The organism is Phenylobacterium sp. (assembly GCF_036563285.1).
Classification (GTDB): domain Bacteria; phylum Pseudomonadota; class Alphaproteobacteria; order Caulobacterales; family Caulobacteraceae; genus Phenylobacterium.
Map to the genome: position 1 here is coordinate 1,320,930 of NZ_DATCMR010000011.1, position 15,415 is coordinate 1,336,344.

Below are 15,415 nucleotides of genomic sequence, written 5' to 3' on the forward strand. Positions count from 1 at the left end.
GGATGATCCCGGCTAGGCCTCGCCGCTGAACTGGCGCTTGAGGATGTGGCGGCTGCGGACCGCGAAGCGGTACCTCTTCGGGACCGTGAAGCGTTCGATGCGCAGGTACTGCTGCCAGAACACCGAGGCGATCTCGGGCTCCTTGCGCATCAGGCGGCGGATCGGCGTGATCCAGCGCGGCCAGCGGTGCTGGGCGCGGACGAACACCCGCTTGGCCTTGTAGGAATTCCGCAGGATCACCACGAGACCCAGGGCGATCACGGGGATGCCGCCGGGGCCGGGAATCGGGGCGAGCAGGACGCCCAGCAGGACGATCAGCCCGCCAAGCGCCACCAGGCCCGAGCGCATGAGCCGGCCCACGAACTCTGGAGCGAGTCCGTCCGTTGCGCGCCCGACGCGCGGCGAGGGCATGGCCAGTGACATGTTGGTACCTGAGAGCGCAGACGGGAGGGGAGGGTTCCCACTGCGCAGTCTCGATATGCGAACGCCCCGCTGAATCGTAAAGGCCGAGGGGCGTTAAATTTTACTAACGTCCAGCTATTCCGCAGCTAATGGCGCCGGCGCCACAGTGCCGTGTTCCGGCCGCCACGTGAGCTTCGGCTTGCGGGCCGCGAGGGTCTCGTCCAGCCGCCGCATGGGGGCCAGGTAGGGCGCGCCCTTGAAGCGCTCCGCGTCGTTCCCCTTCGCCGCGCGAGCCAGCGCCAGCAGGGCGTCGCAGAACCGGTCGAGCTCGGCCTTGCTCTCGGTCTCGGTCGGCTCGATCAGCATCGCGCCGTGGACGACCAGCGGGAAGTACATGGTCATGGGGTGAAAACCCTCATCGATCATGGCCTTGGCGAAATCCAGCGTGGTCACGCCCGTGCCGTCCAGCCAGGCGTCGTCGAACAGCGCCTCGTGCATGCAGGGGCCTTCGGGGAAGGCAGGGCTCATCAGCTCGGACAACCGGGCCTTGATGTAGTTGGCGTTGAGGACCGCGTCCTCGGCCACCTGGCGCAGGCCGTCGGAGCCGTGGCTGCGCATGTAGGCGTAGGCGCGGACGAACATCCCCATCTGGCCGTGGAAGGCGCACATGCGGCCGAACGCCGCAGAGGCCTCCTCGATGGCTTCCTCGACGAGGTGAAGGCCGTCCTTGCCATGCACCACCCACGGGGCGGGGACGAAGGCTGCGAGCGCCTCGCTCAGCACCACCGGCCCTGCGCCGGGACCGCCGCCGCCGTGGGGCGTGGAGAAGGTCTTGTGCAGGTTGATGTGCATGGCGTCGACGCCGAGGTCGCCCGGCTTCACCCGCCCGACGATGGCGTTGAAGTTGGCGCCGTCGCAGTAGAAGTACGCGCCCGCCGCGTGGGTCAGCCGGCTGATCTCGATGATGTCGCGCTCGAACAGGCCGCAGGTGTTGGGGTTGGTGACCATGATCGCGGCGATCTGGTCGGAGAGCTTGGATTCGAGGTCCGCGAGATCGACGCGGCCGTCGGCAGTCTGGGCGATCTCGGTGACCGAGTAGCCGACGAAGGCCGCGGTGGCCGGGTTCGTGCCGTGGGCGGAGGTCGGCACCAGGACGGTGCGGCGGTGGCCCTGGCCGGCGGCCTCGTGGGCGGCCTTGATGCAGAGCAGGCCGCAGAGCTCGCCATGCGCGCCGGCCTTGGGCGAGAGCGCCACGGCGGGCATGCCGGTGAGCGTCTTCAGCCAGTGGGCTAGGCGGTCCATCAGCTCCAGCGCGCCCTGGGTGGTCGACTGCGGCTGCAGCGGGTGCAGGTCGGCGAAGCCTGGCAGGCGCGCGGCCTTCTCGTTGAGGCGCGGGTTGTGCTTCATGGTGCACGAGCCCAGCGGATAGAGCGCCAGGTCGATGGCGTGGTTCTTCTGGGACAGCCGCACGTAGTGGCGCATGGCCTCGGGCTCGGAGAGGCCGGCCAGGCCGATCTTCCGTGAGCGCACGAGGTCGCCAAGGTCGGAGGCGTCATGCTCCGGCTCCGGCAGGTCGACGCCGGTCTTGTCCCAGCCGCCCAGCTCGAACAGCAGCGGCTCGTCCTGCAGCAGGCCGCGGCCGCCGGTGAGCGAGCGGTGGTCGTCCGGGTTGGCGGCGGCTTCGGGACGGGTCGGGCGACCCACATTGGCCATGGTCATTACGCGGCCCTCTTCGTCAGCGCGGACTTCAGCGCGGCGATGTCTTCGGTTGTGGTGGTCTCGGTGGCGCAGAGCAGCAGGACGTCGTCCAGGCCGGCATGCGGATCGAGGCGGGAGTAGGGGACGCCGGCGACGACGCCCTCGGCCAGCAGGTCCTCGACCAGCTTGGCGGCCGAGCCCGGCACGCGGACGGCGATCTCGTTGAAGAAGCGCTGAGTCAGCACCTGGAGGCCGGTGGCGGCCACGGCGTCCTTCAGTTCGCGGGCGCGGCTGTGGTTGAGCGCCGCGAGCTGGCGCAGGCCCACCTCGCCGAGCAGCGACAGGTGGATGGTGAAGGCGAGCGCGCAGAGGCCGGAGTTGGTGCAGATGTTGGACGTCGCCTTCTCGCGGCGGATGTGCTGCTCGCGGGTGGACAGCGTCAGCACGTAGCCGCGGCGGCCCTCCGCATCGACGGTCTCGCCGCACAGCCGGCCGGGCATCTGGCGCACCAGCTTCTCGCGGCAGGCGAAGAGGCCCACGTAGGGGCCGCCGTAGTTCAGGGCGTTGCCGATCGACTGACCCTCGGCGACGGCGATGTCGGCGCCCATCTCGCCGGGCGACTTCAGCAGGCCGTAGGCGACGGCCTCGGTCGTGACCGCGATCAGCAGGGCGCCGGCCGCATGCGCCGCCTCCGCGATCTTGGTAACGTCGGTGACGACGCCGAAGACGTTGGGGGTCTGCACGACGACGCAGGCGGTCTCCGCGTCGATGGCCTCGATCACCGCAGCCTCGGCGTCCACGGCGGCTGGCAGGCGGACGATCTCCATGCCCTCGGCGTGGGCGATGGTCTGGGTGGTGGCCGCGTAGTGCGGGTGCAGGCCGCCGGAGAGGATGGCCTTCTCGCGGCGGTTCACCCGCTGGGCCATCATCACGGCCTCGGCGCAGGCGGTGGAGCCGTCGTACATCGAGGCGTTGGCCACATCGAGGCCGGTGAGCGCGGCCACCTGGGTCTGGAACTCGAACAGCACCTGCAGCGTGCCCTGGGCGATCTCCGGCTGATAGGGCGTGTAGCTGGTCAGGAATTCCGAGCGCTGGATGACGTGGTCCACCGTCGCGGGCACGTGGTGCTTGTAGGCGCCCGCGCCGCAGAAGAACGGCCCCGCTCCGGCGGGCCGGTTCATGGCCGAGAGCGCCATCAGCTCCCGCTCCACCTCCAGCTCGCCGGCGTGCAGCGGCAGGTCGAACAGCGGCTTGTTGCGCGCGGCCTCAGGCACGTCGCGGAACAGCTCGTCGATGGAGGGGGCGCCGATGACGCCGAGCATCTCGGCGCGGTCGGACGGGGTAAGCGGGAGATAGCGCATCTGGGCCCTAGAGGAATTGAACCACGGAAAACACGGAGGACACGGAAGGGGCCGAGCCGGTCATGACTTCAGTGCTTTCCGTGTCTTCCGTGGTTGGAAATGATCGCGCTGCGCGCTTTCAAAGGGTGGCGAGGTAGGCGTCGTAGGCGGCCTGGTCCATGAGGGCGTCGACCTCGGCGGGGTTGGCGAGGCGGATGCGGGCGAACCAGCCGCCGCCCTGCGGGTCGGCGTTGACGGTTTCGGGCGCGCCGGAGATGTCGGGGTTGGCTTCCACCACCTCGCCGGACACCGGAGCGTAGACGTCCGACGCCGCCTTCACGCTCTCGACCACGGCGAAGCCGTCGCCCTGCTTCACGGTGCGGCCGACGTCCGGCGTCTCAACGAACACCACGTCGCCCAGCTGCTCGGCGGCGTAGGCGGTGATCCCGACGGTGGCGACGTCGCCATCGATCTCGACCCATTCGTGGTCGCGGGTGAAGCGCATGGAATGTCTCCTCAGATGGATTCGACACGAAGACCACGAAGAGCACGAAGGACTCGAAGGCCTCGGTGCTCTTCGTGACCTTCGTGGTCTTCGTGTTTGAACTTGTTCGCGCTGCGCGCGGTGAGGCGGCTCACAGCTTCCTCACGTAGCGGTGGGGGACGAAGGGCGAGGCCGTGACCTCGGCCGCCTGACTCTTGCCGCGGACGATGACCTTCAGCTTCGTCCCGACCTCGGAATGCAGCGGGGGCACGAAACCCAGCGCGATGCCTTGGCGGAGCACGGGCGAGAAGCCGCCCGAGGTGACGACGCCGATCACGTTTCCGGCCTCGTCGGCGATCTCGGCGCCTTCGCGGGCCGGCGCGCCTTCCAGCACCTTCAGGCAGACCTTGGTGCGCGCGGGGCCCTCGGCCAGCTCCTTGGCGATGCGGGCGGCGCCGGGGAAGTCGCGCTGCTCGCGGCGGTTCTTGTTGATGGCGAAGGTCAGCCCCGCCTCCACCGGCGAGACGGTCTCGTCGAGGTCGTGGCCGTAGAGCGGCAGGCCGGCTTCCAGGCGCAGGCTGTCGCGGGCGCCCAGGCCGATGGGCTTCACCCGCTCGTCCGCCAGGAGGGTGTTCCAGACGCTGATCGCGGCGTGGCCGGGGACGGAGATCTCGTAGCCGTCCTCGCCGGTGTAGCCGGAGCGCGAGACGTAGAGGTCGAGGCCGTCGAAGCCGGCGAGGCGCCGCGCGTCCATGAACACCATGGTCACGGCCTCGGGCACGTGCTGCTTCAGGACGTCGAAGGCCTTCGGGCCCTGCAGGGCGATGAGCGCGCGGTCCTCGAAGCGCTCGATGTCCACCTGGCCGGCCAGCTCGTCGGCGATCACCTTGAAGTCGTTCTCCTTGCAGGCGCCGTTGACGATGACGAACAGGCCGTCGTCATCCGGCCGCGCGGCCATCAGGTCGTCGATGATGCCGCCCTGCTGGTTGAGCAGGACGGAGTACTTCTGGCGGCCCGGCTTCAGGTTGATGAAGTCGCCGGGGACCAGCTCCTCGAAGGCGTGCAGCGGGGCCACGCCGCGCAGCTTCGCCTGGCCCATGTGGGAGACGTCAAAGAGGCCCGCGCTCTCGCGGCACCACAGGTGCTCCTTCAGCACGCCTTCCGTGTACTGCACCGGCATGGAGTAGCCGGCGAAGGGGACCATCTTCGCGCCCAGGGCGCCGTGCGCCTCGGTCAGCGGGGTGGTCTTCAGGACCTGGTCGGCGGGTAGCTCTTCGGCCACGGGGAGGGACTCCGGCTGACGACTGGGCGAACGCCATCGCGTTGGTCGTTCGCGCCCCCGCTGTCCCTTGCGCCTGAGAGATTTCAGGCCCGCCGCGGCGGACCCTTGCTCCTTCGGCGAGCCCCGCTTTCGCGCGACTGCTTTCCAGCGTGCATCAGCTCGTCGCGGTCCTTTTGCCTGAGCGTTTCCGGGGCGGTTGCGCCTTCGGCGCCGGACGAGAATCCGGCCTCTCCCGCGAGAGTGGGCGGAACGTGGGCGAGGGGCGGGGGAGAGTCAATGCGGCAGGTGGGGCGGAGCCGTTCATGCCGCCGGAAGGCGGAGGGCGCGCACATCGCCTGGGGCCTCATCAAAGTCGATGATCAGCGTGGCCGCTTCCGTGAAGGTCATGAAGCCGTCTGGATAGATCCGGCGCAGGTCCTCTTCGGTGCGAACCAGGGCGTAGGCCGGCACTAGCACCGCGGGTCTTTCGCGGGCCTGCCACGCGACCACCGTCACCATCGAGCTGGCCGTCGTGAAGTCGTGCAGCGTCAGGGAGAGGTCGCCAACCTGTTCCATCTGAGACCAGGACCAGCCGACGATCCGTTCGAGCAACTCTTCCTGCTGGTCATCCGAAACCGCAGATGCCGGGATGCCGCGACTTTGCCATTGCTCGATCGTCTCAGGGATCAGCCGCCGCCGCTGGTTTTGCCGCATCAGGAGGTCGAGGCGTTCTTTCCCTCGTCCGCCATGGCACCCGCGTCGTAGGCCGCAGCATCGTCAGATGCTTCCTGGCCATTGATCTCGTGGTGGATGCGAGCCTGCCGGTCTCGGCAAGTCAAGGACGGCCCGCAGGGCCGCCGCAGAGCGGTCGCGCTGGCGCGCGATCCTTGAGTTGCTGAGACCGGCAGGCAGACTGGCTGCCGTGAGATCAATGCCCGGGTGGGTGTGTTCACACCCTCTCCCGAGGCGGAGCCTTGGGAGAGGGCTGGGGTGAGGGCCGGCTCGTGCTGGGCGGCCGCGCCGGAGGCCGGAGCGAGGGCCCGCGGCCGTGGCGGCATCTGCGCGATCGGGTCCGGCATCCGGAGTCAGCCCAGCCGGCCCTCACCCCGGCCCTCTCCCGCTCGCTGCCGCTCGCGGGAGAGGGGGCTTATGGGGACCTCGCGAGGGGGCCAGCGCGTTCCCATATAAGTTGCTGACAACGCGAGGCATTCGGAGCGGACATGGCGACCGGTTGGGCCCACGAGGGCGCGGTGCTGGACCAGATCGAGGACACCGTCTCGGACGCAGTGTCGAACGCGCGCGCACGCTTGCCCTCCGGCGAGGGCACCACTCACTGCGTCGAGTGCGGCGAGGAGATCCCGGAGAAGCGCCGGCTGGCCCTGCCGGGGGCGACCACCTGCGTCGGCTGCCAGTCGGGCCGTGACGCCCGCGTGGTGCACAGCGCCATCAACCGCCGCGGCAGCAAGGACAGCCAGCTGCGCTAGGGCTCACGCCACTGGCCCGGCCTTCACCCGCGCCTGGGGCGCCAGGCGCATCCAGGTTTCTTCCAGAGCCGCGAGGAAGCGGGCGTAGGACCACTGGGCGGCGGTCTCGCGGCCGGCGTCGAGCATGGCCGCAAGGCGGCGGCCGCCCGCGCGCGCGAGGTCGGCGGCTTCGGCGAGCGCGTCGGCGGCGGCGGTGAAGTCGTCGTCGGGGGCCCAGAAGCCGTTCTCGGGCGTGGCGTACTGCAGCCCGCCGACGCCGGTATAGCCGGCGCAGAGCGCGCCGCAGGCCATGGCTTCAAGGGCTGTGATGCCGACCGACTCGGCGCGCGGCAGGCTGAGGAACAGGCGCGAGGCGGCGAAGGTGGCGGCGACCTCGGCCTCGGGGCGGTCGGTGAGCTCGCGCCAGTGCAGGTCCGCATGCCGCGGGTGGAAGCGGCCGAAGAAGCCGCGGATCACCGGCGCCTCGGCGGCGCGCTTCATGGGTGTGTAGGCCACGGCCCAGTCCGGCGGCTCGGCGCGCGGCGTGAACAGGCGCTCGTCGGCGAAGCAGGGGACGAGCTCGACGCGGGCCTGCGGGAAGGCGCGGCGGACGGTCTCCGCCAGCCGCGGCCCGACGCTGATGAAGGTGAGCGGCCCTTCGATCGGCAGGGCGTCGATCAGCTCGAGGCTGAGCCCCACGGTGTAGGCCTGGTTGAAGACGATGGTGCGGCCGGGCGGCTGGCCCGCCAGGTGGCGGAACATGCCGTACGCGTCGTCGGGGACCACCAGGACGTCTCCCGGCCTGACCGACGGGTCGGCGGTCACCAGGCCCGCGGCGCCGAGCCAGTCCGGCAGGACCTCGGGCCTGTCGGTGTAGAGCCCGGCGTTGAAGCCGAGGCCGCGCAGCGCCTGCACGTGGCGCACGATCATCTTGTGCCCGCCGCGGATGCGGCCGCCGGTGAAGAGCACGTAGAGGATGCGCGGCATGGCAGCCACGCCTAGCAAGAGTCAGGACCGCGCGGCCACAGCAATCGCCGCGCGGGTCTGGGCGTGGGCCTCAGTCGGCGCCGGGGCGGCGGCCGCCGGACGGGGCGGCGGCAGGCGCAGGCGCCGAGGTCTTGGAGGCCGCGGCTTCCTTCTCCTGCAGGCGGGCGCCGGCGAGGATGCCCGGGAGCGCGTAGTTGCCCTCGTGGCAGGCGTACTCGTAGACGATGCCCTTCAGGGTGTTGAAGGTGTACTCGCCGCCCCAGGGCTTGTCCCAGGTGTCCGGGTCCTCGACCTGGAACTGGTAGAGGATCTTGTCCGGCGAAACGCGCGTGAAGCGCTCGGTGACCTTCAGGTTCTTCCAGGCGCCCATGAACTGCTGCTCGGCGGGCAGGTTGGTGGTCTCGACCACCAGGGTGTCGCCGTCGTACCAGCCGATGCTATCGCCCATGTAGGGCCGCAGGCCGTCGGTGCGGTGCTTGGCGTTGAGCCGCACCACGCGCGCCTCGTGGATCATCTCCACGTGGATCACGACCGAGTCCGGCGTCTGCAGGAACTGGTAGTTGTTGTTGTAATAGCCGTTGGGCAGCATCGGCGGCGGGGCGTTGCGGCCGAAGCCGTTGATGCAGCGCTCGCCCTGGCTGCGGTACTCGTAGCTGTCGTAGACGTCGCGGAAGCCGGGCCCGCGCGGCGCCCCGGCCGGCTGCGGCTTGCGGGCCGGCGGCATGCCGTTGGGCGTGGTCAGGATGGACGAGCGGTACTCGCCGTTGATCTGCACCAGGTTGATGCCCGGATCGATCCAGAAGGTGTTGTAGCCGCCCACGTCGCCGCCGGCCGCCAGGAAGTCCGGCCGGATCTCCACCAGCTTGGATTCCTTCAGCTCCTTCTGGATGTCCTCGGCGGTCTTCTCGCCGGTGGTCGGGGCGTCGGAGTCGGCCAGCGCCTTGGCCCAGATCTGCTCGAACTGCTTGGCCTCGGCGGGCGACAGCACGGCCTTGTTGCTGATCTTCGGGTTGCGGGTGAGCGGGGTGAGCGTGGCATTGGACCAGTAGCCGGAGAGGTCCGGCTGGCCCATGGCGTTGCGCGGCGCCTTCCAGGCGGAGGCGGCCGGCTTTTTGCCAGCCTGACCTTGGGCGGTCTGGGCCTCGGCCGCGGCATAGCCGGTGACGGCCAGGGCGGCTCCGAGCGCGAGGACGAGGACGCGGCGCATGACGGCAGTGCTCCCTAGATGAGTGGTCTCTGTCGGACCGTTCCCAGGGAGCTTAGCACCGATCCGGGTTGACGCACGGGCAAGCGGACATGGCCAAGCTTTTGCCGCATCCGGGCGCCACCCAAGGGCCATGACGCGTCCGTTCCTCGCCCTGATCATCGCCGTGTTCACCGCCTCCGGGGCGCAGGCCCAGCAGCCGTTGCCCGACCCTGAGGCGGCGATCGTCGAGGAGCTGGTGGTGCAGGCGCGCGAGCCGGGGCCGGCGTGGTGGCGGGTGGTGGACGCAGACACCACGGTCTGGATTCTCGCGGTGGGCGAGGACTCCATCCCCGCCGATATCGCTTGGGATCGCCGCGCCCTGGAGCGGCGGTTGACCGGCGCCAACAGCGTGATCGTGGGCACGCGGATCGGGCTCACCGGAGGTCTGCGGGACATCCCGGCGCTGCTGCGGGCGCGCTCCCAGCTGAAGTCCAAGGCGCCCATGGAGGAGACCCTGCCGCCGGCCTTGCGGGCCCGGTTCGTGGCGGCCCGCGAGCGCATCGGACAGCCGGCCAGGAAGTACGCGGGCTGGCAGCCGATCCTGGCGGGCGGGCAATTGATCTCCGACAGCCAACGCACGGAATCCACGGCGTCGGTCACCAAGGCGATCCTGGCGCAGGCCAAGCGCCGGAAGGTGAAGGTGGTGGACCCGGCGCGCTACGACGCCATCCCGTTCATGCGCAAGGCGCTGGGCTCGCTGACGCCGGACCTGCAGCACCGATGCCTGGACAGCGCCATCCGCGACGCCGAGGCGCCGGCGGCGCGGCGCCGCGCGGCGGCCCAGGGCTGGGCGCGGGGCGACGTGGCCGCGGCCCTGGGCGAGCCGCGGAACTACGACAGCTGCGTGCTGCTGCTGGGTGGCGGGGCCGAGCTGTGGCGCCGGGCCCGCGACGACCGGATGGCCGCGATCGTCGAGGCCATGAAGGCCCCCGGCCACTCGGTGGCGCTGATCGGGCTGCGCGCGCTGCTCGCGCAAGAGGGCGTGATCCAGGAACTGGAGGCCAAAGGCTTCAAGGTCCTCGGGCCGGGCGAGGCGGAGTAGGCGGCAGGGATCCCCGCCTTCGCGGGGACGGGTCACTATGCGGTCACATCCGCTCCGGCACGGCGATTCCGAGGACGTCGAGGGCGAGCTCGAGCTGCTTCAGCGTGGCGCTGGCCAGGGTCAGGCGGGAGCCGCGCACCGGGTCGGACGACTGCAGGATCGGGCAGGCGGCGTAGAACCTGGAGAAGGCCTGGCTGAGGCGGTAGGCGTGCTCGGCCACGGCGTTCGGCGCCTGCCGGTCGTAGGCCTCGGTGAGCGCGGCGTCGAAGGCGTCGAGGGTCAGCACCAGGTCCCGCTCCGCCTGCTCGGTCACGGTGACCAGGCCCGGCTGCGCGCCCTCGTCGGCCGCCTTACGCAATAGGCTCTTCACCCGCACCGCCTGGTAGAGGAGGTAGGGGCCGGTCTTGCCCTCGAAGCTGGTGAAGCGGTCCAGGTCGAAGACGTAGGAGGTGCCGCGGAAGTTCTGCAGGTCGCCGAACTTCAGGGCCGCGACGGCCACCTTGCCGGCGATGTCCTCGAACTCCTCCTGAGGCAGGGCCTCGCCCAGGCCCGCCTCGTGCAGCCGCTCGCGGGCCTTCTGGCGGGTCATGGCGATCAGGTCGGCGAGCTTCAGGACGCCGCCCTCACGGGTCTTGAAGGGCTTGCCGTCCGGGCCGTTCATGGTGCCGAAGCCGATGTGGAGCAGGCTGCCTTCCTTGGCGTACCCGGCGCGGTAGGCGGCGCGGAAGACGGTCTCGAAGTGGTCGGCCTGGCGCTGGTCGACGCAGTAGATGACCAGGTCCGGGTCGAAGCCGCGCTTGCGGTCGAGGATGGTGGCGAGGTCGGTGGTGCCGTACATCGCCGAGCCTTCCGAGGAGACCACCAGCAGCGGCGGCACCTTGCGGCGGTCGTCGTCGCGCTCGACGCGGATGATGCGGGCGCCCTGGTCGTCGACCAGCAGGCCCTTCTCGTCCAGCTCGGCCACCATGGGCCCGATCAGGTCGTCGACGTCGCTCTCGCCCTTCCACCAGTCGAAGTCGACGCCGAGCGCGTGGAAGTCGCGGATCAGTGCCTCGCGGGTCACGTCCCGGAACCGCTCCCAGAGCGCGTAGTAGCCCGGCCGCTTGGCCTGCAACTCGGCCGTGAGGCGGCGCGCGCGGTTGCGGAACTCGGGGTCGGCCTTCGCCTTGGCGGCCGCCGACGGATAGAGATCGCCCAGGTCGTCCAGGCTGAGGGTAGCCAGCACCGCCAGCCGGTCGCGGTCGGCCTCGGTGACCTGGCCTTTGGCGTTGAGGTCCTCCACCAGCGCGCCGATGGCCGGGTGCTCGTCGCTGACCGCGGCGATCAGCAGGCCCATCTGGAAGCCCCAGTCGCCGAAGTGGGCGTCGCCTTTCACCTCGTCGCCGCGGAAGCGGTAGAGGCGCTTCACCGACTCCCCGATGATCGAGGCGCGCAGGTGGCCGACGTGCATCTCCTTGGCGACGTTGGGGCCGCCGTAGTCGACGATCACGCGGCGGACCTGATCGACAACGGTCGCGCCGGCGCGCGCCTCTCGCGCGATTGCATTGGCCTGCTTGGACAGGGCGTCGTCGGAGACCTTCAGGTTGATGAACCCGGGTCCTGCGACCTCCACCGAGGCCAGGCGCGGGTCGGCCTTCAGCGCCTCGGCGACCGCGGCGGCCAGCTCTCGCGGGTTCTTGCCCACGCGCTTGGCGGCCGGAAGGGCGCCGTTGGACTGGAAGTCGGCGAGGTCCGGCCGGTCGGAGGACGTGACCCGTCCAAGCTCCGGCGGCAGCTCGAGCTTTGCGAAGGCGTCCGCGACGGCCTCGCCGAGCGCCCGTCTGAGATCGGTCATTGACGGGCGGCGTCGGTCCCGGCCTGGGCCGTGGCGCTGCCCGCGTTGACGCGGAAGCGTTTGCCCAGGCGGTTGAACTCGGCCATCTGCGGCGTCACCTCAAAGCCCACCAGGATCTCGAAGTTGGCCCCCGAGGTCTCCATCTTGGCCCGCGGGATCGTCAGCTGGTTGATCGTCTCGGTGATGTAGACGCGGTCTTTCCCGGCCGGGAAGGTGACCGGCAGGGTGAAGGTCTCCTTGGCCAGCACGGCGCGGTTGCGGTCGGTCACGGCCACCCAGTAGCGGAAGGTCTTGGTCGAGCCGCTGGCCTGCGGGCCGCGGCCGAGCTCGAAAAGCACGTCCATGGCCACCTGGATCGGCTGCTCATCCTTGTACTGGCAGCCGGCGGAGATGCCCTGGATCTCCCCGGTGTAGGCGACGTTGGCCGAGGCCTCGCGGTCGTCCTTGAATTCCACGTAGCGGGCGGCGTCGTACAGGGTCTTCACGTATGGGCAGGGGCCGGCGTTGCGCAGGGCCGGCAGGGGCGCCTGGTTGTTGCCCCACTCCTGGTCGCTCTTGCGCCGCTTCTCCGCCTTCTCCCGCTGCTGGTCCTCCGGGTTCGGCCGCTGGCCGCGCCCTTGCTGCGCGTCCGTGATCGAAGGGACGACGGTGACGGCCGCGGCGATGGCGGCGGCGAGGAAGGCGGTGCGGCGCATGGGGAAAGGAAGGCTCCGGAAGTCGAAGTCCTAGTACAGCCTGCGGAATGCGGCTGCAACGCGGCTGGCGGCGAGGCCCCCGAGCCCTTAGGTTCCGCGGCGATGAAACCGGCGCTCACCGTCCTGCTCGCCACGCCGCGCGGCTTCTGCGCGGGCGTCGACCGCGCGATCCAGATCGTGGAGCGGGCGATCGAGAAGTACGGCGCGCCCGTCTACGTGCGCCACGAGATCGTGCACAACCGCCACGTCGTCGAGCGGCTGAAGGCGATGGGCGCGGTCTTCGTGGAGGAGGTCGGCGAGGCTCCGGCTGACCGCCCGATCATCTTCTCCGCCCATGGCGTGCCGAAGTCGGCGCCGGCCGAGGCCCGCTCGCGCAGGATGCTCTACCTGGACGCCACCTGCCCCCTGGTCTCCAAGGTCCACGTGGAGGCCCAGCGGCACTATGACGCCGGCCGTGAGATCGTGCTGATCGGCCACGCCGGCCATCCGGAGGTGGTGGGCACCATGGGCCAGCTTCCTGAGGGCGCCGTGCAGCTCATCGAGACCGTGGAGGACGCCCGGACGTTCACGCCGCGCGACCCCTCCAACGTGGCCTTCGTGACCCAGACCACCCTGTCGGTGGACGACACCGCCGAGATCGTGGACGCGCTGCGCGCCCGCTTCCCGCAGATCGCCGCCCCGCACAAGGAGGACATCTGCTACGCAACCACGAACCGCCAGGAGGCGGTGAAGGCGGTGGCGGCGCGGAGCGAGGTGCTGCTGGTGCTGGGCTCGGCCAACTCGTCGAACTCGGTGCGCCTGGCGGAGGTCGGCCGCCGGTCCGGCGCGCGGGCCTACCTGATCGACGACGCCGACGGCCTGGACCTCGCCTGGCTGGACGGCGTGCGCACCGTGGGCGTCACCGCGGGCGCGTCTGCCCCGGAGGTGCTGGTGGAAGGCGTCATCGACCGCATCCGCGAGTCCTTCGACGTCACCTTGGACGAGGTCGACACCGCGAGAGAGACCGTGAGCTTCAAGCTGCCCCGGGTGCTGGCGTAATGATTTACCTCCCTTGATGGGGAGGGAAAGACTGCGAAGCGGTCAGGGTGGGGAGGTCGCGTTCACGCCCTGACTCTCAGATCCTGCCCCGCACTTCCCCACCCTGCTCGCCTCCGGCGAGCTGTCCCTCCCCATTAAGGGAGGGAAGGGGCTTCCAGCCGCTCGAAGGCCCGGTTGTAGCGCTTCAGAAAAGCGCGGCCGCGGGCGTGGGGGTCCTCGACCCAGACTTCCTGGGTTACCGCCGCGATCACCCCGTCGCGCGTGGGCTCCAGGTGCAGGGTGCCGCCGACCTCGGCGTTGAGCAGCTGCAGGGCTTCTTCGGTGAGGATCACGGCGACCTGGTCGCCGATCTTTTCGACCTTCAGTGCGATCATCGGGGTCCTCCGCAAAAGGAGAGCGCCATCCTACCACAGGCGAGCGGCCTTGACCGACTCCCGCGGCTCCCCCACGAGGGCTGGCGATGGCGGTCTACACGGACATAACGGACGAAGAGCTGGCCCAGCTTCTGGCCGACTTCGACCTGGGCGGCGCCATCTCCTTCAAGGGCGTGGCCGAGGGGATCGAGAACTCCAACTTCCTGCTTGAGACCGAGCGGGGCCGCTACTTCCTCACCGTCTACGAGAAGCGCGTCCGGCGGGAGGACCTGCCGTTCTTCCTGGAGCTGATGCGGTGGCTGGCCGAGCACGGATTCCCGTGCGCGACGCCGATCGCGGACCGGGAGGGCCGGCTGCTGAAGGAGGTGCGCGGCAAGCCGTGCGCCCTGGTGAGCTACCTCTCCGGCCTGTCGGTGCGCCGGCCCAGCGTCGCCCACTGCCGGGCGGCCGGCGAGAGCCTGGCCCTGCTGCACGAGGCTCAGCAGGGCTTCCCCATGCGGCGCGAGAACGATCTCGGCCAGGCCGCCTGGGCGCCGATGTTCGCGCCGCTGCACGAGGCGGCCGAGGGGCTGAAGCCAGGCCTCGCGGCCGTCATCCAGGCGGACCTCGACCTTCTCGCCGCCCAATGGCCGAAGGGGCTGCCGGAAGGCGTGATCCACGCGGACTACTTCCCCGACAACGTGTTCTTCCAGGCCGGCCGGTTCGCCGCCGCCTTCGACTTCTATTTCGCCTGCACCGATGCGCTGGCCTACGACATCGCCGTGGCGCTCAACGCCTGGTGCTTCGAGCCGGACGGCAGCTTCAACGTCACGGCCGCGCGCCAGCTGGTGGCCGGCTACGAGACCCGCCGGCCGCTGTCGGACGCCGAGCGCCAGGCCCTGCCGATCCTCGCCCATGGGGCGGCGATGCGCTTCTTCCTCACCCGCCTGCACGACTGGGGCGCGACGCCGGAGGGCGCGCTGGTGAAGCCGAAGGACCCGCTGGAGTACGAGCGCAAGCTGGCGGTGCACCGCTCCTCGCCCGACCTGGTGCTGTTCGGGCGAGCCGCGTGACGCCGAAGGTGGTGATCTATACCGACGGCGCCTGCTCCGGGAATCCCGGGCCGGGCGGCTGGGGCGCGGTGCTGATCTCCGGCGGCCATCGCAAGGACCTGTGGGGCGGCGAGCCGGCCACCACCAACAACCGGATGGAGCTGATGGCGGCCATCCAGGCGCTGGAGGCGCTGAAGAAGTCCTGCGAAGTCGAGCTGCACACGGACTCGAAGTACGTGCAGGACGGCATCAGCTCCTGGATCCACGGCTGGAAGGCCCGCGGCTGGAAGACCGCCGACAAGAAGCCGGTGAAGAACGAGGACCTCTGGAAGCGCCTCGACGAGGCCCGCCTGCGCCACAAGGTGAAGTGGCTCTGGGTCAAGGGCCACGCCGGCGACGAGCTCAACGAGCACGCCGACGCCCTGGCCCGGAAGGGCTGCCAGGAGGTTCAGGCGGCGGCGAAGGGCTAGGTCCGTAACCTCGTCTCTGAGAACGCATCGCCGGCGCTAGGCCGGGATTG

Annotated in this window: 16 protein-coding genes and 1 riboswitch; of the genes, 5 read left to right on the top strand and 11 right to left on the bottom strand. The window is 70.2% G+C overall.

What is annotated here, in order from left to right; translation table 11 throughout:
* Positions 1 to 12: 12 nt before the first annotated feature.
* From VIL76_RS17310 to VIL76_RS17335, 6 genes are all read right to left on the bottom strand, one after another.
* Positions 13 to 348 (bottom strand): hypothetical protein, encoded by a 336-nt coding sequence (locus VIL76_RS17310; protein ID WP_332046286.1) that lies wholly within the window; start codon positions 346 to 348, stop codon positions 13 to 15.
* A 189-nt stretch (positions 349 to 537) separates the two neighbouring features.
* Positions 538 to 2,121, bottom strand: a complete 1,584-nt coding sequence (gene gcvPB, locus VIL76_RS17315; RefSeq protein WP_332046287.1) for an aminomethyl-transferring glycine dehydrogenase subunit GcvPB — start codon at positions 2,119 to 2,121, stop codon at positions 538 to 540.
* Positions 2,121 to 3,461 carry an aminomethyl-transferring glycine dehydrogenase subunit GcvPA gene (gene gcvPA / locus VIL76_RS17320; RefSeq protein ID WP_332046288.1) on the bottom strand — a complete coding sequence of 447 codons (1,341 nt, stop codon included), beginning with the start codon at positions 3,459 to 3,461 and terminating at the stop codon, positions 2,121 to 2,123. The genes gcvPB and gcvPA overlap by 1 nt, the downstream gene beginning before the upstream one ends.
* A gap of 118 nt (positions 3,462 to 3,579) precedes the next feature.
* On the bottom strand, positions 3,580 to 3,945 hold the full coding sequence (gene gcvH / locus VIL76_RS17325; RefSeq protein WP_332046289.1) for a glycine cleavage system protein GcvH: 366 nt from the start codon (positions 3,943 to 3,945) through the stop codon (positions 3,580 to 3,582).
* A gap of 130 nt (positions 3,946 to 4,075) precedes the next feature.
* Entirely contained in the window at positions 4,076 to 5,206 is a 1,131-nt protein-coding gene (gene gcvT / locus VIL76_RS17330) for a glycine cleavage system aminomethyltransferase GcvT (RefSeq protein WP_332046290.1), read from the bottom strand.
* Between the two features lie 155 nt (positions 5,207 to 5,361).
* Positions 5,362 to 5,451, bottom strand: a riboswitch (glycine riboswitch).
* Between the two features lie 55 nt (positions 5,452 to 5,506).
* The gene (locus VIL76_RS17335) at positions 5,507 to 5,899 is read right to left on the bottom strand and encodes a hypothetical protein (RefSeq protein ID WP_332046291.1); all 393 of its coding nucleotides are present in this window, start codon (positions 5,897 to 5,899) and stop codon (positions 5,507 to 5,509) included.
* Between the two features lie 506 nt (positions 5,900 to 6,405).
* Here VIL76_RS17335 and VIL76_RS17340 point away from each other — a divergent pair.
* Positions 6,406 to 6,669, top strand: coding sequence for a DksA/TraR family C4-type zinc finger protein (locus tag VIL76_RS17340; protein WP_332046292.1), 264 nt, complete (start codon positions 6,406 to 6,408; stop codon positions 6,667 to 6,669).
* 3 nt (positions 6,670 to 6,672) lie between these two features.
* On the opposite strand, the gene VIL76_RS17345 is transcribed toward VIL76_RS17340, so the two are convergent.
* Positions 6,673 to 7,635 (bottom strand): glycosyltransferase, encoded by a 963-nt coding sequence (locus VIL76_RS17345; protein WP_332046293.1) that lies wholly within the window; start codon positions 7,633 to 7,635, stop codon positions 6,673 to 6,675.
* A gap of 70 nt (positions 7,636 to 7,705) precedes the next feature.
* A complete protein-coding gene (locus VIL76_RS17350) occupies positions 7,706 to 8,842 on the bottom strand; it encodes a hypothetical protein (RefSeq protein WP_332046294.1) in 1,137 nt (378 codons plus the stop codon).
* 130 nt (positions 8,843 to 8,972) lie between these two features.
* Between VIL76_RS17350 and VIL76_RS17355 the strand changes: the two genes are divergently transcribed.
* Positions 8,973 to 9,923, top strand: a complete 951-nt coding sequence (locus VIL76_RS17355) for a TraB/GumN family protein (RefSeq protein ID WP_332046295.1) — start codon at positions 8,973 to 8,975, stop codon at positions 9,921 to 9,923.
* A gap of 43 nt (positions 9,924 to 9,966) precedes the next feature.
* Here the strand turns inward: VIL76_RS17355 and argS are convergent, their stop codons facing one another.
* A complete protein-coding gene (gene argS / locus VIL76_RS17360; protein WP_332046296.1) occupies positions 9,967 to 11,757 on the bottom strand; it encodes an arginine--tRNA ligase in 1,791 nt (596 codons plus the stop codon).
* On the bottom strand, positions 11,754 to 12,452 hold the full coding sequence (locus VIL76_RS17365) for a Tat pathway signal sequence domain protein (protein WP_332046297.1): 699 nt from the start codon (positions 12,450 to 12,452) through the stop codon (positions 11,754 to 11,756). The genes argS and VIL76_RS17365 overlap by 4 nt, the downstream gene beginning before the upstream one ends.
* Before the next feature lie 102 nt (positions 12,453 to 12,554).
* On the opposite strand from VIL76_RS17365, the gene ispH reads away from it, so the two are divergent.
* Complete coding sequence (gene ispH, locus VIL76_RS17370) at positions 12,555 to 13,490, top strand: 4-hydroxy-3-methylbut-2-enyl diphosphate reductase (RefSeq protein WP_332046298.1); 936 nt, start codon at positions 12,555 to 12,557, stop codon at positions 13,488 to 13,490.
* A 134-nt stretch (positions 13,491 to 13,624) separates the two neighbouring features.
* Here ispH and VIL76_RS17375 read toward each other — a convergent pair whose 3' ends face one another.
* The gene (locus VIL76_RS17375; protein ID WP_332046299.1) at positions 13,625 to 13,864 is read right to left on the bottom strand and encodes a hypothetical protein; all 240 of its coding nucleotides are present in this window, start codon (positions 13,862 to 13,864) and stop codon (positions 13,625 to 13,627) included.
* An 86-nt stretch (positions 13,865 to 13,950) separates the two neighbouring features.
* Here VIL76_RS17375 and thrB point away from each other — a divergent pair, with 86 nt between their 5' ends.
* Positions 13,951 to 14,916 (top strand): homoserine kinase, encoded by a 966-nt coding sequence (gene thrB / locus VIL76_RS17380; protein WP_332046300.1) that lies wholly within the window; start codon positions 13,951 to 13,953, stop codon positions 14,914 to 14,916.
* On the top strand, positions 14,913 to 15,365 hold the full coding sequence (rnhA, locus tag VIL76_RS17385) for a ribonuclease HI (protein ID WP_332046301.1): 453 nt from the start codon (positions 14,913 to 14,915) through the stop codon (positions 15,363 to 15,365). The genes thrB and rnhA overlap by 4 nt, the downstream gene beginning before the upstream one ends.
* The last annotated feature ends 50 nt before the right edge of the window (positions 15,366 to 15,415 follow it).